This window comes from Hyphomonas sp., assembly GCF_041689225.1.
Classification (GTDB): Bacteria; Pseudomonadota; Alphaproteobacteria; order Caulobacterales; family Hyphomonadaceae; genus Hyphomonas.
Genome location: NZ_JBDNGN010000085.1, coordinates 1 through 26,090, shown reverse-complemented (window position 1 = coordinate 26,090; position 26,090 = coordinate 1). Strand labels below are relative to the sequence as shown.

25 protein-coding genes and 1 pseudogene are annotated in these 26,090 nt (G+C 62.4%); 14 read left to right on the top strand and 12 right to left on the bottom strand.

The features are described from left to right. Positions 1-14: 14 nt before the first annotated feature. On the bottom strand, positions 15-587 hold the full coding sequence (petA, locus tag ACESNB_RS08000; RefSeq protein ID WP_373006073.1) for a ubiquinol-cytochrome c reductase iron-sulfur subunit: 573 nt from the start codon (positions 585-587) through the stop codon (positions 15-17). 184 nt (positions 588-771) lie between these two features. Between petA and hemF the strand changes: the two genes are divergently transcribed. Continuing rightward, positions 772-1,656 carry an oxygen-dependent coproporphyrinogen oxidase gene (gene hemF, locus ACESNB_RS07995; protein ID WP_373006071.1) on the top strand — a complete coding sequence of 295 codons (885 nt, stop codon included), beginning with the start codon at positions 772-774 and terminating at the stop codon, positions 1,654-1,656. A gap of 97 nt (positions 1,657-1,753) precedes the next feature. Then, positions 1,754-2,251, top strand: coding sequence for a TspO/MBR family protein (locus ACESNB_RS07990; RefSeq protein ID WP_373006069.1), 498 nt, complete (start codon positions 1,754-1,756; stop codon positions 2,249-2,251). Here ACESNB_RS07990 and ACESNB_RS07985 read toward each other — a convergent pair. The 4 genes from ACESNB_RS07985 to ACESNB_RS07970 all read right to left on the bottom strand — a co-directional run bounded on the left by ACESNB_RS07985 (position 2,235) and on the right by ACESNB_RS07970 (position 5,153). Next, a complete protein-coding gene (locus tag ACESNB_RS07985; protein ID WP_373006067.1) occupies positions 2,235-3,458 on the bottom strand; it encodes a CCA tRNA nucleotidyltransferase in 1,224 nt (407 codons plus the stop codon). The two genes, ACESNB_RS07990 and ACESNB_RS07985, sit on opposite strands and share 17 nt — an antisense overlap. Next, complete coding sequence (locus ACESNB_RS07980) at positions 3,445-3,861, bottom strand: DUF6111 family protein (protein WP_373006065.1); 417 nt, start codon at positions 3,859-3,861, stop codon at positions 3,445-3,447. Before ACESNB_RS07980 ends, ACESNB_RS07985 begins: the two co-directional genes overlap by 14 nt. 78 nt (positions 3,862-3,939) lie before the next feature. Beyond that, positions 3,940-4,560 carry a CoA pyrophosphatase gene (locus tag ACESNB_RS07975; protein ID WP_340691284.1) on the bottom strand — a complete coding sequence of 207 codons (621 nt, stop codon included), beginning with the start codon at positions 4,558-4,560 and terminating at the stop codon, positions 3,940-3,942. Positions 4,561-4,565: 5 nt separating this feature from the next. After that, positions 4,566-5,153: a DUF1285 domain-containing protein gene (locus ACESNB_RS07970; RefSeq protein ID WP_373006063.1), complete on the bottom strand. Its 588-nt coding sequence runs from the start codon at positions 5,151-5,153 to the stop codon at positions 4,566-4,568. Positions 5,154-5,227: 74 nt separating this feature from the next. On the opposite strand from ACESNB_RS07970, the gene ACESNB_RS07965 reads away from it, so the two are divergent. The 6 genes and pseudogenes from ACESNB_RS07965 to ACESNB_RS07940 all read left to right on the top strand — a co-directional run. Next, positions 5,228-6,226, top strand: a complete 999-nt coding sequence (locus ACESNB_RS07965; RefSeq protein WP_373006061.1) for an AAA family ATPase — start codon at positions 5,228-5,230, stop codon at positions 6,224-6,226. Between the two features lie 15 nt (positions 6,227-6,241). Next, entirely contained in the window at positions 6,242-6,877 is a 636-nt protein-coding gene (locus ACESNB_RS07960; protein WP_373006059.1) for a hypothetical protein, read from the top strand. Then, a complete protein-coding gene (locus ACESNB_RS07955) occupies positions 6,874-7,740 on the top strand; it encodes a DUF58 domain-containing protein (protein WP_373006057.1) in 867 nt (288 codons plus the stop codon). Before ACESNB_RS07960 ends, ACESNB_RS07955 begins: the two co-directional genes overlap by 4 nt. Further along, complete coding sequence (locus ACESNB_RS07950; protein WP_373006055.1) at positions 7,737-10,592, top strand: DUF4159 domain-containing protein; 2,856 nt, start codon at positions 7,737-7,739, stop codon at positions 10,590-10,592. Before ACESNB_RS07955 ends, ACESNB_RS07950 begins: the two co-directional genes overlap by 4 nt. Next, positions 10,589-12,628: a hypothetical protein gene (locus tag ACESNB_RS07945; protein ID WP_373006053.1), complete on the top strand. Its 2,040-nt coding sequence runs from the start codon at positions 10,589-10,591 to the stop codon at positions 12,626-12,628. The genes ACESNB_RS07950 and ACESNB_RS07945 overlap by 4 nt, the downstream gene beginning before the upstream one ends. A 478-nt stretch (positions 12,629-13,106) precedes the next feature. After that, positions 13,107-13,256: pseudogene (locus ACESNB_RS07940) on the top strand (transposase domain-containing protein); the annotation flags it as partial. 336 nt (positions 13,257-13,592) lie between these two features. Here the strand turns inward: ACESNB_RS07940 and ACESNB_RS07935 are convergent. The 5 genes from ACESNB_RS07935 to ACESNB_RS07915 all read right to left on the bottom strand — a co-directional run bounded on the left by ACESNB_RS07935 (position 13,593) and on the right by ACESNB_RS07915 (position 18,164). Beyond that, a complete protein-coding gene (locus ACESNB_RS07935; RefSeq protein ID WP_373006051.1) occupies positions 13,593-14,120 on the bottom strand; it encodes a VOC family protein in 528 nt (175 codons plus the stop codon). 258 nt (positions 14,121-14,378) lie between these two features. Then, entirely contained in the window at positions 14,379-15,344 is a 966-nt protein-coding gene (locus ACESNB_RS07930) for a LysR family transcriptional regulator (RefSeq protein WP_373006049.1), read from the bottom strand. 79 nt (positions 15,345-15,423) lie between these two features. After that, the gene (locus tag ACESNB_RS07925) at positions 15,424-15,915 is read right to left on the bottom strand and encodes a GNAT family N-acetyltransferase (RefSeq protein ID WP_373006047.1); all 492 of its coding nucleotides are present in this window, start codon (positions 15,913-15,915) and stop codon (positions 15,424-15,426) included. Between the two features lie 50 nt (positions 15,916-15,965). Continuing rightward, complete coding sequence (locus ACESNB_RS07920; protein WP_373006045.1) at positions 15,966-17,240, bottom strand: APC family permease; 1,275 nt, start codon at positions 17,238-17,240, stop codon at positions 15,966-15,968. 12 nt (positions 17,241-17,252) lie between these two features. Further along, on the bottom strand, positions 17,253-18,164 hold the full coding sequence (locus ACESNB_RS07915; protein ID WP_373006043.1) for a 1-acyl-sn-glycerol-3-phosphate acyltransferase: 912 nt from the start codon (positions 18,162-18,164) through the stop codon (positions 17,253-17,255). Between the two features lie 262 nt (positions 18,165-18,426). Here ACESNB_RS07915 and ACESNB_RS07910 point away from each other — a divergent pair, with 262 nt between their 5' ends. The 6 genes from ACESNB_RS07910 to ACESNB_RS07885 all read left to right on the top strand — a co-directional run bounded on the left by ACESNB_RS07910 (position 18,427) and on the right by ACESNB_RS07885 (position 23,366). After that, positions 18,427-18,858 (top strand): response regulator, encoded by a 432-nt coding sequence (locus ACESNB_RS07910; RefSeq protein ID WP_373006041.1) that lies wholly within the window; start codon positions 18,427-18,429, stop codon positions 18,856-18,858. 107 nt (positions 18,859-18,965) lie between these two features. Continuing rightward, positions 18,966-19,580: a rhomboid family intramembrane serine protease gene (locus ACESNB_RS07905; RefSeq protein WP_373006039.1), complete on the top strand. Its 615-nt coding sequence runs from the start codon at positions 18,966-18,968 to the stop codon at positions 19,578-19,580. Beyond that, positions 19,573-20,718: a cell division protein ZapE gene (gene zapE, locus ACESNB_RS07900; protein ID WP_373006037.1), complete on the top strand. Its 1,146-nt coding sequence runs from the start codon at positions 19,573-19,575 to the stop codon at positions 20,716-20,718. The genes ACESNB_RS07905 and zapE overlap by 8 nt, the downstream gene beginning before the upstream one ends. 216 nt (positions 20,719-20,934) lie before the next feature. After that, positions 20,935-21,849 (top strand): RNA polymerase sigma factor RpoH, encoded by a 915-nt coding sequence (rpoH, locus tag ACESNB_RS07895; RefSeq protein ID WP_373006035.1) that lies wholly within the window; start codon positions 20,935-20,937, stop codon positions 21,847-21,849. Between the two features lie 56 nt (positions 21,850-21,905). Then, positions 21,906-22,709, top strand: coding sequence for a TrmH family RNA methyltransferase (locus ACESNB_RS07890; RefSeq protein ID WP_373006033.1), 804 nt, complete (start codon positions 21,906-21,908; stop codon positions 22,707-22,709). A 231-nt stretch (positions 22,710-22,940) separates the two neighbouring features. Further along, positions 22,941-23,366: a hypothetical protein gene (locus tag ACESNB_RS07885; protein WP_373006031.1), complete on the top strand. Its 426-nt coding sequence runs from the start codon at positions 22,941-22,943 to the stop codon at positions 23,364-23,366. A gap of 165 nt (positions 23,367-23,531) precedes the next feature. Here the strand turns inward: ACESNB_RS07885 and ACESNB_RS07880 are convergent, their stop codons facing one another. Beyond that, positions 23,532-24,698, bottom strand: a complete 1,167-nt coding sequence (locus tag ACESNB_RS07880) for a hypothetical protein (RefSeq protein WP_373006029.1) — start codon at positions 24,696-24,698, stop codon at positions 23,532-23,534. Positions 24,699-24,768: 70 nt separating this feature from the next. Then, a partial coding sequence (locus ACESNB_RS07875; protein WP_373006027.1) for a hypothetical protein occupies positions 24,769-26,090 on the bottom strand: 1,322 nt, incomplete at its 5' end.

Here is a 26,090-nt window from a genome sequence, read left to right as displayed (position 1 = left end):
AGAGATATCCTTCCTTAGAGGGAAATGTTGACCACGGTATCCGATACATATTTGTAATTCGGAATCGGGAGATTGCTAGGTGCCGGGCCGCTGCGAATCCGGCCGGACGTATCATATTGTGAGCCGTGGCACGGACAGTACCAACCGCCAAAGGCGCCGACATTGCCCTGTGTCGGGCCAACCGGCACGCAGCCGAGGTGGGTACAGGCACCGGACGTGATCAAGATGGCCGGATTGAGCTTGCCGTCCACCATCGGGCGCAGGCGCTCGTCATCGGTCTCCGGGTCGCGCAGGGTCGCGACATTCACCGCATCCGCCGAAGCGATTTCCGCTATAGTGCGGTGACGGATAAAGAATGGCTTGCCGCCAATCAGGACGCGAATCTCACCGCCGAGCGGCACTTTCGAGATATCAACGTCTAGCGACGACGCGGCGCGCGTATCGGCCGCCGGGTTCCACTGGTCGACAGCGGCGATGGCAAAAGCGGCCAGTCCGCCGAAAGCCACGGCACCCGTCGCGATATGAACGAAATTGCGGCGATCTTCATCGACGGCATCGTCATGGGAATGTGCAGTTTGATCAGTCACGCTGTACCCGTCCTTCAAGGCAGATTCTTAGCCCCGTAATACACACGGCCCCTTTTCTTGCCCATTGCGGCAAGGCGACACGGGAGGCCCCGATAAAACACTTGTCGACGCGCGTTATCCTGACTTGTGGCCTGTGACAACAGCGCGCTTGTCGCAGGAGGCCAGACAGCGCATCAAAAGCGCCATGACCAATCCTGATCTTAATGCCCGCAAGGCGCACGCCAGCGCCTGGTTCAAATCACTGCAAGACGATATCTGCGCACGGTTCGAGGCGCTCGAGGATGCCGCCGGGCCGCCGCTCTACACTGGCTCTGCCGGGCGGTTTGAGATGACCGAATGGGCACGAGGAGACGGATCCGAAGACCTTGGCGGCGGCCGGATGGGCCTCATGCGCGGCAATGTGTTCGAGAAGGTCGGCGTCCATTTTTCCCTTGTGAACGGTACATTTTCCGAGGCCTTCGCGGCGCAGATCCCCGGCACTGACAAGTCCGATGGACACTTCTGGGCCAGCGGAGTCAGCCTGATCGCCCACCCACGCAACCCGCACGTGCCGTCTGCCCACATGAACACGCGCATGCTGGTGACCAGCGACAGCTGGTTTGGCGGCGGCGGCGACCTCAATCCCCTGCTCGCCTACCAGCGTGACCGAGCGTTTGAAGATTCTGTGGATTTCCATGCGGCGATGAAAGCGGCGTGCGATTCCTATTCCGGCGCGGACTTCGCGGAGATGCGCGATCATTGCGACACGTATTTCCATCTACCGCACCGCAACGAGCCGCGCGGAACGGGCGGCATCTTCTATGACCGGTTCAATACCGGCGACTGGGAGGGCGATTTCGCGTTCACGCAGGAAGTTGGCCGGCAGTTCGCGGAAATCTACCCCAACCTCGTTGCGCGCCGCATGCAACGGGCATGGAGCGAGGCCGAGCGCGAGGAGCAGCTGGTCCAGCGCGGACGCTATGTCGAATTCAACCTGCTCTATGATCGCGGCACGACGTTCGGCCTGAAAACCGGAGGCAATGTGACGAGCATCCTGTCCAGCATGCCCCCCGTGGTGAAATGGCCATGACGGCCGTCCAGCGTAGACCCCGGACGATCCGAAAGAAAAATCCCTGATTTCAATGTTCTGCGATGACGATGCGTCCGTATGAGGGTACACTGCCTTCATGCTGGTGCGCCAATACCCCATACCCTGGATGAGCGCGGTCCTGGTTGTGGCCAGCGCGGCAATCGTCAGCATTCTGGGATATCTCGTCGCGAATGGCGCGTCGCCGACTTGGTATGCCGGACTGGCCAAGCCACCCCTGGCGCCGTCGGGCATCGCCATCGTTCTGGCCTGGCCTGTTGTGATGATTGCGATTGTGGCCGGCGCGCTTCTGGTCGTGAAGGCGGCAGGCAGCTTCCGTGAAGCCAGCAGCGCCCTCGGCCTCTATTTCCTGTTGCTGGCCGGCGGCATGGTCTGGAACCTCGCCTTTTTCGGACTCGGAGACGCAGGCCTCGCCTTCGGCGTAATGACCATCCTGCTGATTCTCGATTTCGCCTTACTGCGCGAATTCGACCGCCATTCACGCATCGCCGCGCTGATCCAGCTGCCTTATCTCGGCTGGCTGCTGTTTGCCACTTACCTGACCGCGACCCTCTGGGGCCTCAATCGGGCGATTTGAGCCGCGCCAGAAGCGCCGCGCGGTCCAGCTTGAAATCGCTGTCGATCCAGGCTGATTCGGCGGCGCGCAAGGTCTCGCCAACCTGTGGGCCGGACAGGCCAAGCGCGAGCGCATCCTCGCCGCCGACCGGCAGAGCGGGCCGCGGCCAGGTCGCGATCTCTGACAGGCGCGCCCCGAGACCGGCGATTCGTTCCGACTGGGCCGCCTCCAGCACGGCCCGATCCTCAACCGCTTCGGGCCCGTAGGCATAAATCGCCGCATGCAGATCGCGCGGCGCGAGGCCCTGGACATGGTCCATCCCGGCGCTCGCCCAGGCCAGCAGGCGGCGGTGTTCCTCATTCGACATCTTGAGGCGACCGGCCACCGCATCCAGTTCGCGACCGCGGCGCGGCAGCATCGCCATGACGCGCTGCATCGGATCGGGGCGCAGGCCTGCCTGCTTCTCGGCTTCGCACAGCGCAACCACGCCGTCGGCGTGCGCGCCGGACAGGATTTCTTCCAGAACGCCGCTCTCTTCCATCGCCAGCATGGCAATTGACGGGTCGCGCGCACCGAGCAGCTTTTTCAGTTCCTTCCAGATCCGCTCGGCGGCGATTTTCTGGAGGCCTTGTCTCTGGCGGGCACAAGCGTCGAACCCGGCCCCGTCAATCGCCTCGCCATACCAGGCATTGAAACGGAAGAAGCGCAGGATGCGCAAATAATCCTCGCGCAAGCGTTCATCACCATCACCGATGAAGACGACACGGCCCGATTTGGCATCGGACAGGCTCTGAGGGATCGGCTCGAACACATGGCCCTCGCGATCAGCATAGAGGGCGTTGAGGCGGAAATCGCGGCGCGCGGCGTCCTCGGCCCAGTCCTCGGTAAAGGCCACGACGGCCCGGCGCCCGTCGGTCTCGACGTCGCGGCGAAGCGTGGTGATCTCGAAGGGCCGACCGTCGAAGATCGCGGTGATCGTACCGTGCTCGATACCGGTTGGCTGGGCGCGAATACCAGCGGCCTCGAGCGCCGCGATGATCGCTGGCGGCTCCAACTGGCTGGCAATATCGATATCATCATCGGCGTGCGTAGTGCCCCGGAAGACATTGCGCACACAGCCGCCGACGAATCGCGATCCGTTTGGACGAGCAGCCTCCAGCGCCGCTATGACAGCCTGCGTCCCGCGCTGCGTCAGCCAGGCCGGCGCAATCTGCTCAATCGGGGTCATCGGGACTATCCGACGCCTCGGTTTCCGGGAAGCGGGCCTGGATTTCGGACGCATCACGTGCGTCAGCCGGGCCGACAGCACCTTGCGGCACGATGCCGGGGGATTTTTTCAGGGGCACACCGACATCCCGCACATTCTGCTCGCACGGATAGTCGCGCGCCGGAATGATCACGCCATTCTCGAACCGGGCCGGTTCATGGCAGATATCGCGTTCCTTCTTTTCCAGCACAATCAGGACGAACCAGGCAATCGTGGCGAGCGCGAGTCCGGCCAGGAACAGCATCTGGACCGGCCATTTGCGCTTGCCTTCCTGTTCCACGCTGGCGGTCGCCAGCAAGTAGAGTCCGAACAGGATGAACGGGATCGAGAAGATAAAGGCCTCAAAGACCAGCCTGCCTGCCAAAATTTCCCTCCAATTCAGGTTACGTCCTAGATAAGTCGCACCGAGCCCAAACCAAACCCCTAATCGCGCGTTGGGGATTCAACCCTCATATAGTGTCTGGTACAGACGCCGTATAATGCCCGCTGTCACGCCCCATATACGATAGCCATTGTGGGGCATCTCGTAATACTGACGTTCCTTGCCCTTGTAGACGGCGTGTCCCGTCTGATGATTGGCGCTCTTCATCAGGAAATCGAGCGGCGTCTCGAACACATCGGCGACTTCCGTAGGGTCCGGCACGGCGACAAAGTCGGCTGGCAGTACGCCCAGGACAGGCGTGATGCGAAAGCGCGTGCCCGTGACATAGGGCGAGCCCTTGCCGATGACATCGACATCGCCCGGAACCACGCCGACTTCTTCCTCGGCTTCGCGCAGGGCGGCGGCCACTTCATCGACATCGATCGGATCAACCTTGCCGCCCGGGAATGCGACCTGACCAGCATGGGTGGACATTGTGGTGGGGCGGACGGTCAGCAGGGTCGTCGCACCGGTCTTGCGCGGAATGATCCCGATGAGCACGGCAGCGGGCCGGATGATGGCCACTTCTTCCGGCGTCAGGAAATCCATGTCGCCGCCTTCCTGCAGGCTCATCGCACCGACCGGCGGATCCAGCCGCGCAGCCGCTCTTGTCAGGAAATCGTCGAGATTTGTGTAGCCCATCTGGATCAGGCTGCCGGGCCAATGGTAAAGAATTGGCCCTGGCTCCACACACCGAGCGTCGGCGACCCATCCGGATTGGGCACGGCCATGTTGGCGAGGTCATAGAAGACGGGCCGCGCCAGCTTGGCCTCAAGCCGGCCCCGGACCAGGACATAAGGTGACGGCTCACCGGTTTGCGCATCGGTCTCGACGCGGATCGGCAGTTCTGGCCCTGCCACCGCCACGTCGCCGACATTGGTGAGGAAGGCCAGCGCCTGATCCGGCCCCGGCGCGCCCGCCCGGTCGACACGCACGGCTATGAAGGGCGCATCCTCGACACGGACCACGACTTTTTCATACGGCGTGACAAGATAGGTTTCGCCATCTTCATCCTTGCGCAGGATGCGCGAGAACATCTTCACCATGCGCTCGCGGCCCATGCGGCCGCCTTCATGCCACCAGCTGCCATCGGCGCGGATCGCCATGTCGATATCGCCGCAATGTTCTGGATTCCACGATTCCACAGGCGGCAGCTTACCCGACAGCTTGCCATCCGGCAGGATAGCCTTAAGCGTCTCCTCGAGGCTCAATGTGTTACCGGGACTGGATTTCACGTCTTACTCCGCCATGATGAGGCCTTAGACATAGGTTTGTTTGCCAGACACGTGAAGCCGGAGGCGCCTTTTATATGGCCGATACTGCAGTAGATACGAATGACATCGTCGCCGAGGCCGAGGCAGCCACTGAAACCCTGCACCAGGTCAAGGCGGAAATCGGCAAGGCCGTCTTCGGTCAGGAACGGGTTGTCGAACTGGCACTGGCGGCTGTCCTCGCAGGCGGTCATGCGCTGCTGATCGGCGCGCCGGGCCTTGCCAAGACGCGCCTCGTCGAAGCGATGGGCAGGGCGCTCGGCCTCGCCAACCAGCGTATCCAGTTCACGCCCGACCTGATGCCGTCGGATATTATCGGTTCCGAAGTGCTGGACGAAAGCGCGGGCGGCCAGCGCAGCTTCCGCTTCCTCAAGGGGCCGATCTTCACCCAGCTGCTGATGGCCGACGAGATCAACCGCGCCAGCCCGCGCACCCAGTCTGCCCTCCTGCAGGCCATGCAGGAGCGTCATGTGACCGTCGCGGGCGTGCGCCACGACCTGCCGGCGCCTTTCCACGTGCTGGCCACGCAGAACCCGATCGAGCAGGAAGGCACCTATCCCCTGCCCGAAGCCCAGCTCGACCGTTTCCTCTTGAAGATCGATGTCGCCTATCCGGACCTCGACACCGAACGCCGCATCCTGATCGAGACAACCAGCGGCGCCGACCAGACCGTCCGCCCGGCGCTCGACGCCGAGCAGCTGATGTCGATCCAGGCGCTGGTCCGCCGCATGCCGGTCGGCGAGAAAATCGTCGCGGCGATCCTGAACCTGATCCGCGAAGCCCGCCCTGAGCAAACGTCTGATGCGCGCGTGCAGCGCCTTGTCGACTGGGGCCCGTCCCCACGCGCCGGTCAGGCCCTGATGCTCGCCGCGCGTTCCCGCGCCCTGCTGCGTGGACGCCTCGCGCCGAGCATCGAAGACGTCGAAGCTCTCGCCGAACCCGCCCTCGGCCACCGCATGGCCATGCGCTACGATCCGACCGGCGAAGCCCCGAGCCTCACCGACCTGATCAACGACCTCGCGCGGAAGGTGGCTTAGACGCAGGGGATTTTTGTGAAAAAGCCACATCCCTATTTCAATATTCGAAACACGCTGATTACCCTGTTTGTGATCGGTGGGTTGATCATTGGAAATCGGTGGCTCACGCCCGAAGTGGTTGAGGATAGGCCGAGCCTACTCGACACAGCACATGAATCACATGCGCGGATTCTCGACGCCAACCCGAATGCCACCTCAGAAAGCTTGGGCTTTTTAGATATCATTCGCTGTTCATCGACTATCAATCACGCGCTCATTGTTGAGCACTTAGCTGGCCAACCTCACCTGCAAGCCATCGATTTTTCCGCCGAATCCAGTTTTATGCCTGTTCAGTCGATGCAGGCATGTTCCACCGATCTTCAGTGCCGGTACCAAGTCGTTAGGGAATACAGACGCGACAAGGCGCGTAGGTGTGAAGAGCAACCATTGCGCGTTTCAGGAAAGCCATGCCCCCTCGCCATGCCTTATGAAAAATCCGTCCTGAGTGAAGCGTTCACACAGGCAAAACCAAACTACCTCGAATCACTGAGGCAACAGATCCGCGCGGGCGACGAAAAGAGCAATGAAATAATGGAGGACGCATTGATTTGCCTGGCGTCTCTCGAATCGGAAGCGGGCATAAGCAATTCTCCCCAAAGAGACACCAAATGACTCCCCTCTCCGATCTTCGTGCTGAAGCCGAGGCGCTGGCCCGCCAGCTGCCGAACCTGAACTTCAAGGCCGAGGCCTCTGAAGCCGCGCATATCGGCAGCGCCGGACGCCGCCGCGCGGGAACCGGCGAGCAGTTCTGGCAATACCGCCGCTATGCGCAGGAAGACGCCGCCGACCGCGTCGACTGGCGCCGCTCGGCCAAGGGCCATGAGCTGTTCGTGCGCGAGACGGAACTCGAAACCGCCCGCACGGTGCTATTCTGGTGCGACCCGCACGCCGGTTTCAACTGGAAGGGCGACGGCGACATCCGCACCAAGGCGGACGAAGCGCGCCTGCTGATGCTGACGCTCGGCATCATGATGTCGAAGGATGGCGAACGTATCGGTGCGCTCGGCGCAAGCCGCACGCCGAGCTTCGGCAAGCGCGCCGTCGACCGGCTGGCCGAGGACATTTCCAATGGCGCAGGCCGTCCTTTCCCACCGCCGCCGCGCACGTCCGCTACGCTGGTCATCGCGTCCGACTTCTATGATCCGATCCCGGAATGGCAGGCGCGCCTGAAGCCGCTCGCCGCAAAATGTCCGGAAGGTGTGCTTCTGGCGGTGGCTGCGCCGATCGAAGAGGCGTTTCCTTTCTCCGGCCGCGTGAAGCTCCATCGTCCCGGCGCCGATACCGACCGCATTCTTGGGCGCGCTGAAACCCTGCGCGAAGATTACCAGCGCAAGTTTGCTGAGCAGCGGGAAGCCCTTCTGGCCCTCGCCACCCAGATCGGCTGGCGCTTCGTTCCCCACACGACCGGCACGCCCAGCCTACATGGCGCAGCCCGGCTGAAACTGGCCGTCGAGAGTTTCGGGGCACGCGGATGACCGTGCTCGGCCCCTTCCTGTTCGGCGCGCCGCTGGCGCTGTTTGCGCTGCTGTCCCTGCCGGTCATCTGGTGGGTGCTGCGCGCAACGCCGCCTGCGCCAAAGGATGTGGAGCTTCCCTCGCTTCGCCTGCTTGAGGGAGTCGAACCGAAAGAGGAAACACCGGCGCGGACGCCCTGGTGGGTCTGGTTGATCCGCACACTGGCGGCAGCCGCCGCGATCATCGGCCTGTCGCAACCTGTCTATGCGCCGGGCGCGCGGAACGAAGCCCCCGATGCCGGCGGCGCATTGCTGGTGGTGGTCGACAATGGCTGGCCCTCGGCGCCGCGCTGGAGCGAACTGGTCGACGCGGCCACCGCGACGCTCGACACGGGCGGACGGGACGCGGCGACGCACCTGTTACTGACCGCGCCGCAGACGCTAAACACTAATCCGGCCATGCGCCTCTCGCGCGCTGACATGGCCAAGCGCCTGTCCTCGCTGCGCCCCCAATCCTGGAGCACCGACCGGACCGAAGCGCTGGAGCGGCTGAAAGACTCCGGCTTGAAACCCGCGCGCATCTTCTGGGCCAGCGACGGCATCGAGAGTGAAGGCGGGCGCGCCTTTGCCGCCGCGCTCTCAGCCATCGCCCCGCTCTCGGTCTATGCCGCTCCGCCTGCCGGACCGGCGGCGATCACCGGTATTTCATCGCAAACCGATTCCGTCTCCGTCACGCTCCGCCGTGCCCAGCCGCGCGGCGAGGAGCGCGGTTTTGTCTCTGCCCTCACACTCGACGGCTCGGCGCTCGCCACCGCCGAAGCCGTATTCAATGACGGCGAACGCGAAGCCGTGGCGAGCTTTGCCATTCCGGCCGCTGCGCTCTCGCGGATCGCGCGGTTCACGGCAACAGGACGCCAAGGCGCCGGAACGGTCTGGCTCTGGGATTCGTCAAACCGTTCGCGACGTGTCGGCCTCGTCGATGCAGGCTCGGTTGCCCAGCCGCTGCTTTCGGACATGCACTATGTGCGCAAGGCGCTCGAGCCTTTCGCGTCGATCAACGAAGGCAATATCGAGGCGTTGGTCTCGACCTCGCCGGACGCGATCATCCTGACGGACATTGGCCAGATCCTGCCGGAAGATGCCAAGCGCCTGACCGAATGGGTCGAAGAAGGCGGCGCGCTGATCCGCTTTGCCGGGCCGCACCTTGCCGCACAGGGCGATGACCTGCTGCCGGTTGCGCTTCGCCGCTCGTCCCGCGCCCTTGGCGGCGCGCTGGCCTGGGACGAACCGCAGGCCATGGCGCCCTTTCCGTCGAACTCGCCATTTGATGGCCTCGCCATTCCGCCCGATGTCCGCATCAAGCAGCAGGTGCTGGCCAAGCCTGCGCCGGACCTTGCCCGCAAGACCTGGGCGCGGCTCGCTGATGGCAGCCCGCTGGTGACCGCCGATTCCCGCGGCAGCGGCACGCTGATCCTGTTTCACATCACGGCCGGGCCAGACTGGTCGGACCTGCCCTATTCCGGCACGTTCGAGCAGATGCTGCGCCGCTCCATCGCCGCCGGGCGCGGCGAATCTGTCAGCGACACCGAAGGCGCCTATTCGCCGCAACTGGTGCTCGATGGCTATGGCCGCCTCGCCGCTGCCGGTGCCAATGCTGCGCCGCTGAAGGCAGCCGACTTCGGCACGATCAAACCGTCCGAAGCCCACCCGCCCGGCCTCTATCAGGGTCCGTCCGGCACGCGCGCGCTGAACGCTGGCGCCGGGGCCCGCCCGTCGCTGATCGAAGCCTGGCCGCTGGCGGCGCGGCTGCTCGGTGACGCCGAAGCGCGGTCGCTGCGCCTTGCCGGGCCGCTGCTGACACTGGCCGTGATCCTGCTGACGCTCGACCTGTTCATCGCGCTGCTCGTGGCCGGGCATTTACCGCGTCTCGGCCGCCGGACGAAAGGCGCTGCGGCCTTGCTGCTGGTCTGCGCGCTCGGTTTCAGTTTGGCGCCGCAGGCTGACGCGCAGTCCTATCGCTACCAGCAAATGCCGGATGGCTCTTATCGCCGCGTCTCGACCGCGCCGCAGGTTGTGCCGATTGCCGGGCCGGGCCGCGCGACGCAGAAGGAAATCGATGCGGCGCTGACCATGCGTTTCGGCTATGTCGAGACAGACAATGGTGCCCTCAATGAGCGGACCCGGGCGGGCCTGTCGGGCCTCTCCTCCGTGCTCAGCCTGCGCACCTCAGTTGAGCCGGCTGAACCGGACGCGCTGAACCTCGAAACCGACGCGCTGGAACTCTACCCGCTGGTCTATTTCAGCATACCCGAAGGCGCGCCGCCACTGTCAGCGACCGCGATTGCCAAGCTGAACGTCTATCTCCGGTCTGGTGGCGCGCTTGTGATCGACACGCGGGCGGGCGGAACGGTTGGGACCGATACCGATGTTGCGCCGCTGGAGACACTGTTGGAAGGCCTCGACGCGCCGCCGCTACAGCCGGTGCCGACCAATCATGTGCTGGCACGCAGCTTCTACCTGCTCGACGATTTCCCCGGCCGCTTTGCCAATCGCCGCCTGTGGATCGAGAAGACCGGCGGACCGAATGCCCCGCGCGGCGATGGCGTTTCGCGCCTGTTCATTGGCGATGCAGACTGGGCGTCTGCCTGGGCGGTGGATAGTCGCGGGCGCGATCTCTATTCCGTCGATGGCGGGCCGACGCAGCGCGAAATGGCGCGGCGCTTTGGCGTCAATCTCGTGATGTATGTGCTGACAGGGAATTACAAGGACGATCAGGTCCACCTGCCGGCCCTGCTGGAACGGCTGGGAAACGGCGATGAAGACGAGGCCGATCCGCGCCTGCCGGAGAGACTGCCCGAAGGGGGGCCGCAATGATTGATGCCACCCGTCTTGCGTTTGATCCCTTCCTTGGCTGGCCGGCGCTGTGGCTGGTCGTCGCTGTCGCAGCGCTGGCCTGGATCGCTTATGTTTTCCTGCGTGGGCAAGCTGCGCTGACGCGCGGCCTGGGCCTGACACTTCTGGCGGCGGCGATTGCCAATCCGTCGCTGGTGGAAGAAGAACGCGAGCCCCTGCCCTCGGTGGCGGCGATTGTGCTCGACCGGTCGGAAAGCATGCAGTTCGGGGATCGCGCCAGCGCGGCCCAGACAGCTTTCAATGACCTGAGGACAAAACTGGAAGCCGACACGTCGCTAGAAGTGCGTGTGCTGGAATCCGATCCGCATGATGACGGCACGCACCTTTACGGCGCGCTGGAAGGCCTGATGGCGGATGTTCCGCGCGACAGAATCGCCGGGGCGATCCTCGTGACCGACGGCCAGGTGCATGACTTTCCTGCAGGAGAGGCGCGGGAAAACGCCATCGGACCCGTGCACGGACTCGTGGTCGGCGATCCGGACCGGGGCGACCGGCGCGTGCAGATTGTCGATGCGCCGAATTTCGGGATTGTCGGCGAGACCGCGAACCTTGTCGTGCGCGTCGATGACCCTGACGGCGGCGAGATTGAAGTCGGCGTTTCCCTTAATGGCGGGCCGGTCGAGCGCGTGAAAGTCAATGCGGGCGAGAATACGAAACTGCCCATCGAGATCGAGCGGCGCGGCGAGAATGTCATCGTGGTGGAAGTTCCGCCGGGCCGGGAAGAACTGACGCTGGCCAACAACCGGACGGCAGCGACGCTGGCCGGGGTTCGCGACCGCTTGCGCGTCCTGCTCGTCACCGGCAAACCGAACCAGGCCGGGCGGGTGTGGCGCGACTTGCTGAAATCCGACCCGTCGGTCGACCTTGTCCACTTCACCATCCTGCGTCCGCCCTACAAGACCGATTACACGCCGCCCGAGGAACTGGCGCTGATCGCCTTTCCGACCGAGGAATTGTTCGTCGACAAGCTGAAGAATTTCGATCTCATCATATTCGACCAGTATGAGCGGCGCGGCGTGATTACCCAGTCCTACCTTGCCAATATGGCGCGCTATGTGACCGATGGCGGCGCGCTGCTGATTGCGGCGGGCGAGCCGTTTGCCGGGCCCGGCAGCCTCGCGCGCTCTCCCCTCGCCGCTGTCCTGCCCGCCTCGCCGACCGGCACGATCCGGACCGGGGAATTCGTTCCCAAGCTGACCGAAGCGGGCAAGCGCCACGCCGTGACCGCGCCGCTGGACGGCCAGACCTGGGGCGGCTGGATGCGCTATATCGAGGCGACCGCGCAGGCCGGGGACGTGCTGATGAGCGGGCCGGACGACAAGCCCCTCCTGATTGTCGACCGGGTGGATAAGGGCCGCGTGGGCATGTTGATGTCCGACCAGATCTGGCTATGGGCCAGAGGCCATGACGGTGGCGGGCCGTTTTCGGAACTGATCCGACGGGTGGTCCACTGGATGATGAAGGAGCCGGAACTGGAAGAGCGCCGCCTCACCCTCGTGGCCGAAGGCGACACGGCGAAAATGGAACTGCGCACCCTGCTCGACACGGCCCCGCCGCTGCAGCTGGAAACGCCGGAAGGCCGGATCATCGAGCCGGTCTGGACGCAAAAGGCGCCGGGTATTTTCAGCGCCGAAGCGCCGATCGACCAGCTGGGCCTTTACCGCGCCGAGGCCGGGGGCCTTGAAGCCGTCGCCCTGAACGGGCCGGCCAACCCGAAGGAATATGCCGACCTGCAATCCAGTACCCAGATCATGGAGCCGTTCGCCAAGGCGACCGGCGGCGGCGTCATCCGCCTCAACGCGGCCGGCACCAACCTGCCGGACATCCGCCGCGTCAGCGCGCGCGGCAATGCGGCGGGCGCCAACTGGCTGGGCCTGCGCGAACGCGGGGCCTATGCCGTGCGCTCGTCGAAGAGCCAGCCGCTGCTGCCGGGCCTTCTGGCCGCGGGCTTCCTGGTGATCTTTTCAATTCTCGCCTGGCGGCGAGAAGGCAGATAGCCCTGCGCTTGCGCTTGGGCCTGCTCCGGGGCAATCGCGGTGCGATTGCTGGTCCCTTCGCAGCCTGGCGGCGCGAGGGGCGGTAGGGTTTCCTCCTTGTATCGTTTTCACCGAAGACCCCTGCGCAGGCAGGGGTCTCCATGGACTGCAGTTCCCCCTGCCCCTGAGGCGCGTCCAGTCCATGGATACCTGCCGTCGCAGGTATCTTCGGAAGAGAGGCTGCACCTGTGACCGGAGCGGCAGGACCGTCCGGCAAAAAGCATGGAAAGAGGCGTGGATTACGACGTGTCTATCCTCATTTCCGACCACGATTCCAGCCCAGCATTGACCAGGCCCGGCAGGGCGGTGGCGACGATGCCAAGTTCGGGGCGCAAGCGGTAGGACCCGCCGACCGGCAGGCAGGACGGGCGCGAGGCGAAGCCCGAGCGCGAGGAGCAGGACCAGCCGCTGCACAATCACTTCCAGCAGCTTCAGCCGCGACGCCGCCGCCATCGCCTACACCCTGATCGAGACCGCCAAGCTCACTGACGTGGATCCACAAGCCCGGCTCTGCGATGTTCTGTCCCGGATCGCTGACCACAAGATCACCCAAATCCATGAGCTGCTGCGCTGGAACTGGAAAGCCTGATCAGGTCAAGGGCGTCAACGCCGGCCACTTACCTTGTATCTAGGTATGCAACTAAGCAAGCGTAGGGTGCATTCAGGCCGAAGGCTGCAATGCACGTCTGGATTGGCCCTCTCGGGACGGTGCATTGCGCTGCGCTTAATGCACCCTACGGCGCTCCCGGACATCCCGTGTCCGTATCCCCGGCGAAGGCCGGGGTCTCGGACGGCATGTCCCTTCTCCGATGGCCTGAGGTCCCGGCTTTCGCCGGGAGGGCGGCTTGGGGAGGAGCGGTGTGTTGGTGGAGGTTGGGTGGCCCCTCACCCCCAACCCCCTCTCCCCATAGGGGCAAGGGGGCTTTTACTTGGTCACGCGGATCGCGTCCGTCCCGTCCCAGCCCTGGGAGACCTTTTTGATATGCGCGAAGGTGCGGCCCTTGGTGCCGGAGATGTCGGAGATTTCGACGACGGTGCCGGGATGGGCCTCAGTATCGAAATAAGCGAAGCGGCCCTTCTCGCCGCCGATGCAGCCTTCGTGGCCGACTTTGTAGCCGAGGCCGAGGACGGTGTCGTAGAGGCCCTGATAATCCTCGGTCCAGTAGGACATGTGCTGGAGGCCTTCATGGCCCGCGTCGAGGAACTCTTTATACATCGAGGGGGCGTCATTGCGCTGCTGGATCAGCTCGATCTGCAGGTCGCCGGAATTGGCGAGGGCAATCGACATTTTCACGTCGGACGGTTGCCCGCGATGGCGGAACCAGTCTGTCTTGACGTCCTCGATATAGAACCAGGGGCCGACGCCCATGACGTTGATCCAGTGGTCCATCGCAGCCTCGATGTCGCGCACGACATAGCCGTTCTGGCAGACACTCCCGAATATGCGGCTCATCGGCGGGCCCTCCCCTTTTTTCCCTGTCTTGCCTGCCGGACGGGGGAAAGGCCAGCGCGAAAAATGGGGGGGGAAGTCGCCAGGCAGCGGGGATACACTACCTGGCAACAGCTGCCTTCGATTGCAATGAAGGACCAGGTGGGGACGCTCCACATTGTAAAGACAGTGCAAAAGTTACGCCACGCAACTGATGAGAACAATTGAGTAATAATCGCCTTTTTGCGCGTGGGACTCACAAATGAAAGACCCGGACGCGGCTTAGCCGAGCGCCTTCAGCCGCCTGGCACTGCCACGCTGGAGCTTGCGCGCCGCCGTGGTGAGACTGGCCAGGAAGGCGCTGATATCGGGCTCGAGCGCGGCATCCTTCTTGTAGGCGGCGCCGACTCGGTATTTCGGCAGGCCGGGAATGCGCTTGCCGCCAAGGCGGCCGGATTCCAGGTTGGCGACCGCCAGCGGCAGCGGCATGACGGTGAGCGTGTCGGACGCCATTGACAGGTTCATGCAGGAGGTCGGGCTGTAGAGCGTGTAGTGCGGCGCGCCGGCCTGCGAGAGCGCCTCACGCATGCCGGCCGGCAGCTGGCCGTCGAGATAGTCGAGATAGCCGGGAAAAGCCCCGGGATAGGCCAGCAGCGTTTCGAAACGCGTGTCGCGCGCGGCGACCGGATGGCCCGGCCGGTGGAGCATGATGAAATCATCAGTCATGATTTCCTGGAATTGCAGCCGGCCCGCATGTGGCAGGGCTTCGAGCGTGGACATGTTGAACAGGACAATGTTGGCGCGGCGCTGGACCAGTTCCTCGATCGCGGCATGCGGCGGCATGACATCGGCCAGCATGCAGATGCCGGGCGACGTCTTGCGGAACTCGACAATCGCGGTTGGCAAGAGGATGTCACAGGCAATCGGGCCGCCGATGACCTTGAGGTGGCGATCGCCGGAGACGGTTTCGCGTTCGACGGTTTTCGAGAAGGCGAGCAGTTCGACCGCCATCGGGTAGAGGCGCTTGCCAGCCTCGGTCGGCGTGACCCAGCGGGTGGTGCGATAGAAGAGCTGGGTGGCCCAGGCGTCTTCGAGCGTCTTGATGCTGCGCGTTACCGCCGAGTGCGTCAGGTGCAGATCCTCGGCCGCCTTGGAGAAGCTGAGCAGGCGGTAGACGGCTTCGAAATACTGGATCAGGCGCAGGTCGGTCCTGGCGCGAGGCTTAGGGGCAGCACCGGGCCATGGCAAAGCCGGTTCCCCTGACGGGCGAGCTCGGACCGGGCACTTCGTGCGTGCGCGGGCGCGCAGCCTTGGCGCAGCTGGCGCTCTAAAGCGCCGTGACCCTGCCTGCGAGCTGGCTCGCGTCGCCCGCCAGATTGCGGACCATGACCCGGGCCTGGTCCTGTGGGCCGGCGAAGCTGAGCTGGTGCTTCGGCGTGACGGCAAAGCCGATCTCAGAAAAATAGGCGGGCGCGCCTATGAGGATGGCTGCCGGCCAGCCCGCGGCCTTGCCCGCTTCCAGCGCTTTGCCAGTGACGGTAAGGCCGAGGCGGCTGCCCTGATGCGCCGGGGCGACGGCGACCGGTCCGTAGAACAGGGCGCGGGTGCGCCCCTCCCCCACGGTCAAAGGCCAGACGCGGCAGACACCGATCACCGCGCCATCCAGCACGGCAACGCGGCTGATCTCCGGCAGCGACCGCGAAAACTCGCGCAGGCGCTCAGCCGTCTTGGCAAAGTGGCCAGGACCGAACGTGGCATCGAACAGGGTTTCGATCGCGGCGGCGTGCACGGCAGGGGTTTCAGGAATGATCTCAAGCATGGCGAGCGCCCTTAAGGCGCATCCGCTCCGGGCGCAAGCACGTTGTCCGGTCAACCGAGCCGGATTTTCAGCAGTCGGCGCAGGACAAGTGCGGACGCCAGAATGGCCGTGGCCGACAGGATGATGAGCGGTTGCAGCCAGACCGAGAGGCCGAGGCAGCCGACGAGGCCGAGCGCGGGGATGATCGGGTGGTAGAGCCGCGCGTCTGCGCTGAGCCGCAAGGCGGCGAGATTCGTAATCGCATAATATATCAGTACGCAGAAGGCGCTGAAACTCCAGACCAGCGCCAGCCCGCCAAACGCGGCCATCGCGGCGATGACGGCGCCGACGCACAGGCTGGCCGCCAGGGGTTGGCCGCTACGGTCGAGTTGGCCCAGCCGACGCGGCAGGTCCCCTTCCCGGCCCATTGCGAGTACGACTCGCGACAGGCCGAGGATGAGGTTCAAGAGGACACCTGCCATCGCGGTAACGGCGGCGACGATCACCAGCAGGCTGAGCCAGGGCGCACCGAGCCGCGCGGCGACCGCTTGCAGTGGCGCGGCGGTGCGGGTCGTCGCATCGGCGAACTGCGCCGCGCCGAGCACGTGCAGCCCGCCGGTGAGAATGGCGAGATAGAGGCATGCGGAAACAAGCAGTGTAAGGATGATGGCGCGCGGAATGGTGCGGCGCGGCGACCGGACCTCCTCGCCCAGCGTTGCGATGCGGCCATAGCCGGTGAAGGCCACGAAGAGGAGCGCGGTCGCTTCGAGGAAGCCGGCGGGCGCGAAGGGCCTCGTCGGATTTGCGACCTGTTCCCCGGCGGGTGACAGCAAGGCCATGGCCCCAAGGATGATGAGGCCAAGCAGGGTGATCGTGACGAGCGCGGCATTGACCGGATTGGCCCGGCGCAGGCCCAGTACGACAAGACCGGTCATGGCGACGACAACGGCGCTGGCGACGGGATTGGTGAGCGCTGTATCCAGGCCGACGCCTGCCAGCACATAGCCCGACAGGCCGATGGCGGCGGCGGCGGCACTGGCCGACTTGGCCAGGAGGAAAGCGAGCCCGGCGCCGAAACCGAAATCCGGTCCGAGATAGCGATAGCCATAGGCATAGGTGCCGCCGCTGACGGAATGGCTCGCCGCCAGTTCTGCGCTCGACAGCGCATTGAACGCAGCCAGCACGGCGGCAAGGCAGAGGGCGGGCACCGCCCAGGTACCGGTGACACCAACAGCGAGGCCGAGACTGACAAAGACACCCGTGCCGAGGATGGAGCCAAGACCGAGCAACACTGCCCCGCGCAAGCCTACGGTGCGATCCATCGGGCGCGCTGTATCGGATGGCATCAGATGGCGGCCCTAATTCTGATCGGGTTCGAAGACCGCATCGCGGTTGGTGAGAAGTTCATAGGCGACGTGCTGTTTCAGCTTTTCTGTCAGTGCCGTCGAATCGCCCTGCAGCATCTCAGGCGCGATCAGGTTGCCGAACGTCATGCGGAATTTCGAGCCGCGCTTGTTGAGCAATTCGTGGAAGAGCGTGATGTCGCGCAGCTCGTCACTGAGGTCGCAGAAAAGATAATAGAGCGCGGAATTGCGGGCATCGACATTGAGCGGCAGGATCGGCGCCTTCTGCTTGCGGGCGAGACCAATGACGGTGGAGAACCAGTCCTTCTCCTGCAGGGCACCATCCACGCGGCGGGCAAGTCGCCCGGACGGAAAGATGACGATGCATTTTTCCTGGGCGAAGGCCTCTGCCGCGCGCTTGAGGGTCTCGCGCGTCTTGGCGGGCGTGCGCTTGGCGGCGACCCACTCAACCGGGATGATGACATCCTCGAATCTCGGATTGACGCGCACGGCGTCTGCATTGGCCAGGAAGACGATATCGTCGCGCACCTGTTTCAGCAGGTCCCAGACGGCAACGCCATCGGCGAGGCCGGTGGGGTGGTTGGCTGCAATGATGAGCCGACCGGATCTGGGCATGCGTTCAACGGCATCAACCGAGAGGTCGAATGCCAGCTGGCCGGACAGCAGGTCGAAGGATTCGCGGCCATTGAGTTGGACGATCTCGTCGGCCATGCGCCGCGCCTTGCCATAGCCGAGCACCTGGTAGAGCGCCGGCCGGATGAGCGGCCAGGACCAGCTTGACCGGAGCTTCGGGCAGCGTTCCTCGATCAGTACATCGACGATGTGCTGACCCGTGTCCGCGGCGGCCTCGTGAAAGGCCGAGACGGCGGAACCCGCTCGCGGGGGCATGGCGATCTCGTCTGTCATGGCCTTTGTGCTTTTTTTTGTTTTTTTCCATCAGGACCTGTCCCGAAGGCGCAGCATACATGAAGTCCCCTTACGGGAAAGCGGATGCGGCAGGATTAGCGCGCCTGAAAAGCTTTCCGGAAAAGGCCGATCTGTAGAGATTTCAACACTTCGGAAAGTTCTGCTTTACCAAGCCGTAAGGCCCGCGTGGCAAGTTCCTCTCCAGACGGGCGCAGACAGATACTGACGCCCAGGCAGCAGGAAACTTATCGGGGTAGAGTATATGAAAGTTCTTTGGGTTGAAGATCACGAGCCGGTCCGAGACATGTTGGCGATTGCCGCCGACAAGGCCGCCCGCTCGCGCATCCAGGTCGACCTCGTGATGGCGCCGACACTGATGGCCGCCGAGGCACGCCTGCGCCTGGAGCGCTTCGATCTTGTCGTACTCGACCTCGGCCTGCCGGACAGCGTCGACCCTGACATGACGATCGCTCGCGTCGCCAATATGGGCAAGTATCGCATCGCGGTCGTCTCATCCATGGATACGCGTGACCAGGTCGTGGCCGCCGCTTTGCGTTGCGGCGCCAATATCGCGCCGAAAGCGGTGTTCAAGGCGACCCTGCCCTTCAACCGCTTCATCCAGCGGCCCGACACGTTCGAGGACTTCCTGCTGGAACAGATGCCGGCCGCTGCCGCCCCGGCGCGCGCCGCCTGAGCCGTTCGCCCATGAGGCGCTTGTGCTTGCAGACCCCTGTATGACCTTGCTAAGCCGCCCGGTGAATATAACCGGGCGGCTTAGCCCCATTCTGGACCTGAAACGCTATGGACGCCGTGCAAGTCTATCCCGCCACGCTGGTGCTGATCGCGATGAACGTGATCGTCAGCGTCGTGGCGTTCAACAACCCCGAATTTTTCGACCGGTATTCCTTCTGGATCAACCCGATCCGGCAGGGGGAAGAATGGCACCGCTTCGTCACATCGGCCTTCCTGCACGTCAACGGCCTGCACCTGTTCATCAACATGTACGTGCTCTACATGTTCGGCCACATCCTGGAAGCCCATGTCGGCTCCGGCGGATTCCTGATCCTGTATGCAGCGTCGCTGCTGGGCGGAAACGTCTGGGAATATGCCGACAAGCGCAACCAGCCGGGCGATCGCTCGGTCGGCGCGTCCGGCGCGACCTCCGGCGTCATTTCGGGCTTTTGCCTGTTCTACCCATTCGCGACCCTTTACCTGTTCTTTGCGATCCCGATCTGGGCGATCGTGTTCGGCGCAGGGTTCATCATTGTGAGTTTTATCCTGTCGCAGCGCGACCAGACCATGGTTGCCCACGGCGCTCACCTTGGCGGCGCCCTGACAGGACTGGTGATTGCGATGCTGCTGCGGCCTGAAGCCTGGCGGCAGATGATCGACCAAGTGGCGTCACGGATTGGCTGACAGCGCGATGACATCCGTGCTGGCGCGCTACGAGGCCCGGATCGCCGACGGCGTGATCGACGCAGACAGCGCGCAGGCGGAAGCTGCTGCCCGGCTCGACACGCTGGCAAAGGCGCTCGCCCTCAAAGGCAAAAGCGGCTGGTTCTCAAAGCCAGCACCGGTCACCGGGCTTTACCTGTGGGGCGGGGTCGGGCGTGGCAAGTCAATGCTGATGGACCTGTTCTTCGACGCAGCGCCGGTGACACCGAAACGGCGGGTGCATTTCCACGAATTCATGGGCGGCGTCCATGACATGCTCGGCGAATGGCGCAAGCTGGACGCGTCCGCGCGCAAGCGGTCGCCTTGGTATGTCAGGGGAGCCGGCGACGACCCGATCGCGCCAGCCGCGAAACGGATTGCCTCTGGCGCGAGCCTGCTTTGCTTCGATGAATTCCAGGTCACCCAGATTGCCGACGCGATGATCCTGTCGCGCCTGTTCGAAGCCCTGTTCGACGACGGCGTGACCGTGGTGGCAACCTCCAACCGGCATCCGAACGATCTCTATGCCGACGGCATCAACCGGCCCCTCTTCCTGCCATTCGTGAAAATGCTGGAAGCCAATTGCGATGTGTTCGAACTCGTCGCGGAACGCGACTACAGGCTGGACCGGCTGAGCGAGGCACCGGTCTGGTATGCGCCGCTGGGCGAGGCGTCGGCGGCGGCGCTAGACCGGGCCTGGCAGCGCCTGACGCTGGGCGCGCAGCCGCAACACTGCACGCTGACCGTTAAGGGCCGCAAGCTGGAGGTCACACGCGAGGCGGCGGGGATTGCCCGCTTCACGTTCGAGGAACTCTGCGCCCGGCCGCTCGGCGCGCGCGATTACCACATGATAGCGGCCACGTTTCACACGGTGATCCTCGAAGGCATCCCCCTGCTCTCCCCGGAAAACCGCAATGAGGCGGCCCGGTTCGTGACGCTGATCGACGAACTGTACGAGGCGCGGGTGAAACTGGTCGCGAGCGCAGCGGCCGAACCGGATGCGCTTTACCCGACCGGCGACGGCAGTTTCGAGTTCGAACGTACGGCCAGCCGCCTGCACGAGATGCGCTCGACGGACTATTTCGCCGAAGAACACCGGGCGCTGCCGGACGGGGCATAAACCGCCGCGCACCAAAACGTTACCAAACGCTCACAAATCTTGTCTTTTCCCTTCCCCTATCGGGCCGTATTCTCTATTTATGCTGCAGCGCGATGACATACATGCGCATTTCCGGGGAATACGCCGCCGCATAGCGGGGCTAGGACCTTTCCCGTAACACCTGAAACGGGAACCGTCGCCGCAGCGCGGGATTGGTTCCATTAGGAGGATTTGAATATGGCTAACCCAGTTTCGGCCCGCAGTACGGTCGCTCTCAGCCCCGAGCAGGGCCTCAGCCGGTATCTCAGCGAGATCCGCAAGTTCCCGATGCTCGAGAAAAACGAAGAATTCATGCTCGCCCGCAAGTGGCTGGAGAATGATGACACTCAGGCCGCTGAAAAGATGGTGACCTCGCACCTGCGCCTCGTGGCGAAGATCGCGATGGGCTATCGCGGCTATGGCCTGCCCATGGCCGAAGTGATTTCGGAGGGCAATGTCGGCCTGATGCAGGCTGTCAAGAAATTCGACCCCGAAAAGGGCTTCCGCCTCGCGACCTATGCGATGTGGTGGATCCGCGCCGCGATCCAGGAATATATCCTGCGCTCATGGAGCCTGGTAAAACTCGGCACGACAGCCGCGCAGAAGAAGCTGTTCTTCAACCTGCGCCGCCTGAAGGGCGAGATGAAAGCCCTGGACGAAGGCGACCTGCGTCCCGAACAGGCTCGCCTGATCGCCGAAAAGCTCAATGTGACCGAAACCGAGGTCTATTCGATGAACGGGCGCATGTCCGGCTCCGACGCCTCGCTGAACGTGCCGATGGGCACCGATGGCGACATGGAATGGCAGGACTGGCTGGCCGATGACGACCAGGGCCAGGCCGCAGACTTCGCCGACAAGCAGGAATACAATGCGCGCATGGACCTCCTGTCCAACGCGATGGAAGACCTGAACGAACGCGAGCGTCACATCCTGACCGAGCGGCGCCTGTCCGAGGAGCCCAAGACGCTCGAAGAGCTGTCGGAGACCTATAATGTCAGCCGCGAGCGTATCCGCCAGATCGAAGTGCGCGCGTTCGAGAAGCTGCAAAAGGCAATGAAGCGTATGGCCAAGGAACAGGGCCTGCCGGTGACGCCAGGCGCTGTGGCGCACTGAAACAGCCGGACGTCATAAAGATCACAGACAGCCGCGACCCTCGGATCGCGGCTTTTGTGTCTATCCGCGAGAAAGACCTGACATCGGGCCATGGGGCAAGGTTCATTGTCGAGGGCAAGGTGACGCTTGAGACGCTGCTCAGGCGGTCGCGATTCAAGGTGGAGAGCCTGTTCCTGTGCGAGACGCGGCTGGAACCGCTGGCGGATATTCTTGAACACCTGCCGGACGATGTGCCGGTCTATGTCGCACCGCAGGACGTGATGGACGCGGTGGCCGGGTTCCCGATGCATCGGGGCGTGCTGGCCTGCGGGGTGAAGGGGGATTCTGGCGCAATCCTGAGCGAAGTCGAAGGACGAGCGCGGGCCGCACGGGGCCCGTCCTTCGACGTCGCTCAGGATGAGCCCCTCCCCTCCACGATCCTCCTACTGTCCGACCTCTCCAACCATGACAATGTCGGGGCGTGTTTCCGCAATGCGGCGGCGTTCGGGGCCGATGCCGTGCTGCTGGACGGGCAATGCTGTGACCCGCTCTACCGCAAGGCCATTCGTGTCTCATCGGGATCGAGCCTGTGGCTACCCTTTGCGCATGGCGGCACCGGCGCGGAAATGGTGCAGGCGGCGCGCGACGCGGGCTATACGGTGTGGGCGCTGACGCCGCGCGAGGATGCGGCCCTGATCACCTCCCTGCCCATGCCGGACAAGCTGGCCATCCTGCTCGGCGCCGAGGGGCCGGGCCTGCCGGACGACCTGATTGCGGCGGCAGTGCCGGTGCGCATCCCCATGTCCGCGGGTTTTGACAGCGTTAACGTGGCGACTGCGGGGGCGATTGCGCTGGCGCACGCATTCGCGGCAAGGGCCTGACAAGAAAACGCCCCCCCCAGACTGGAGAGGGGGTATAGTGATGTCCGAAGAAAAATATACGTTTGTTCGAGTATGCCGATTGATCACTCTGTAGTTATGCCCATTGCTGCTGTTTCTGTGGAAGCGTAAGAATGCGTAACCGCTAATTTTGAGCCAACCGTGTTTTGTGAAAGCGAAGTCAACGGTAGATGAGCAACTAGAATAGTTATTTTCAGCTAGGGAATAAATGTGATGGGGGACATTCGCGATACACCCAATGAACCCCATAGAAGCCTTGTTCTCGGCGGGCTGTCCGGTGTCGTAACTTTTGTAGTTTCGATCGCAATATATGGAGTCGTTATGCTGCTGGTGTCAGGTCCCTTTGGCCCGCTGGCGGACTATTTCGGGTCGAGCTTCTCGATGATCCCGATGAATTTGTTTTGGCCGATTATAGCGACCTTGGTTGGTGTCTTTTTTGGAGCATTGCTGGCAAATAAGCTCTTCCGCAATGCTTCTTCAATCACAGCTTTGGTTGTCTTCTCCATCTTGCCAGTTGTCGGGCTTATTGGTCTGGGACTAGGCGCCATAAACTCCAACGAATTTGGCGATCCAACGCCATACCTCAACGCGATTTTTTCCTTAATTGGCGGTTGGATGTTTCTCTTTAAGAGGGTGTAATGTCTATGACCTGAGCCGCTTGGCTCCCTTGCTCATTTCGAGAACCTGGAACTAATTAAATCCACTCCCAAATGCGCCCGATTCGGGGTCAGAAATTTTCCTGCTTTGTCGCCTCGGCAGGTTAATTTCGTCGGGATGCTTCAGCGGCTCCATTAGCGACAGTTCTCAGATAATCCGAGCTTTTGCGGCTTTGGCTAATTCAATACTATTTCTAAGAATGAGCATTTCTGCCACCGGCGCATTAATATCCACTTCAATAGGCTCCAAATAGGCCTTCAGGTCTGCCCAAACTGTAGTCTCGAACATCTGTACGTCACCGCGGTATTTCAGACAGCGTTCGCTTTTGCGGAATGGACGTTTGTTCTCCATGGAATACGGTTCTGCATAAGGCAGCTCCACCTTATTCATGACGCTCCGGAACTCAAAGGTGGTGAGATCCGGTGACTGCACAACCTCACTGTTTGTATGTGAGGTTCCGTCGTCATGGACTATCGCAATCAATTTGCTTTCGTAGCGAATGATCGGCTCTCCTAAGGAAATTTCGTCAACCTCTCCGAACGAATTCGACAAGCCCCCCCACAATGTCTTGTCGAATATCATGCACCCCAGCCGGCCGGGTAATCGTATTTGGGCAACCCTGTCCCTGTTTGCCCATTCAGAAAATTTGTGAAATTCCTCTTCGGTCGCGACGCCTTTCTTGGGATAGGCCGCGCCAAATACATTTCGAATACTCTCTGCTTGCTGATCTTCGAGTTTGTCCAGCCTCGAAGTAAGTGAACCTGACTTGCGTTTGTCCAAAGCACCTTGCCAGTAAGAGCTGTAATCTTTGCCCACTAACGCAAGCCATTGATCGTCATGAACAACATCAGCCAAGAGTAACTCGCTTTCTTGTGCGAGCAATACAAGTCCGCTTGAGATAGGACCGATCTCAAGCGATCGAGCTTCGGCTGAGACGGATCTGTTCGAATCAAGCAAGTTCGAGAGCTCTGTTTTACACGCGCTCGAAACTTCATGACATTCATCAGTATAGCTAGCCAATCGCAATCTATTTGCCTTAGCTCGACGTCTCAAATTCTCGTAAAGAACCAAATCCTCAATACGGTCGAGGGACGATTGGGATTGTCGAGCAACCTCGAGCAATTCGGAGAGGTTTTGGTCGATATCCTCAACCAGTTCATTCCGCTCATTCGAAGCTGTCTTGTTCACCGCATATTTGTGCATCATACTCAGCATGGTCACCCCCAACCGTATTTGGTCAGGTGTGATCACTATTTGAGCTTGAACTTGTGCGCAGCCGAAGAGGCTGAATACTGCAGCCAGAAAAAATTTCATCTTATCCCCCGCAGGAAAGTGCCCAGAACGGCAAAGTCCTATTTCGATTCTGAACGTCACATGAACTCGCTCATTCGGCGAATTCCGCCACAGCTATACTCACTGGGTCTTTTTCTCCAAACTCCCCTACCTTGTTCGCTTCCTTCCCAATCAATTGAATTCCCGAAGCAGTGACCTGTCGCCGCTCGGTGCGCCCAACGTCCCAAGGGCCACCATTATCGAACTTGTCTTCCGGGCTCAGATGAAACAGAGCCAAAGCCTCAGCGTAGGTCTTCAAAGCTTCGGGCTCGACAGGTTCACCAGACACACGGTCGAAGGCCATAGCTCCCGCTAGCGCTCCATCCCGCTCAAATGGTGAAATTGGCTTCGGGCGCACCGTCTTGCGAGGCCTGCCCTTTTTGGATGGATCCACAAGGTCCGGAGTTGGCATCTCAGCCATCGCTCCAGTCCGTGCGATGGGAGCCACCATGAACCCGAACGGCTTCACCTGTTGGCTGTAAGCTTTCCCCGCGTTGAAACATTTCATCCACCGCAACAGGGCCGGGCTGGTCGCGCCGTAGCGTCTTAATGCTGGATTGTTCAGGCACACATGATAGTCGAGCGGCACCTTGTTGGGCGTGCCGTTCAAAGCCGCTTCGATAAGCTTGAACCAGTAATCATACTGCCAACGGCTAATACCCATCGTCCCCAGTGGACCAACGGGTTCGGGTACGCCTTTAGCCGGGTTATCAGCCCCATAAGGGGCCATGAACGCGCCAAGCCCATGTGCAGAGGCTTTTCGGATAACCGGTCTACCGTCCTTATCGATATTGAACAGCGCATAGCGCTTAGCGGATATGGCAAAACAATAGAGCGGCGTAAGCGCATTGGATGTTGCGCCGTAATTCACATCCTCAATTTTCAGGATCGATCCTGGCTTCCGATAAGGGTTGAGCGGCTCGAACCAATCAATGACCGCCTGGCATCGCGCATTGAATGCATCGTCCGGCATGCCTTTGGGCTTGGCCATCGCGATGCTGTCAGTATCGCAGAAAGTCCAATCCATGCCCTGATCGGCTGCAAGGCGTTCCGACAAAGCCAGCATCAATCGGGCAGCACCCGTAATCAGCGTCGCAAGCAGTGGATGGAAGTAACGCCCCGGCTCTTCGAGCGCAGCCGACATGACCAACAATTTCTCGCCATTCGTGGTGAACAGGTCCAAGGCTTCGGGCTTCGGTGCATCGTCACGGTTGATTTCAACGAAGATCCCGTAGCAGGTTGAGTTCGCGATGATCTTGATCTGCTGCTGCAGGGGATCACGTCGGTCTTTCGCTTCGTCCCGCATATCGACCAGCCGCGTGAACATGTCTTCGGTGTTTGGATCGATGCGATAGTCTTCAAGTCCGAAGAGAT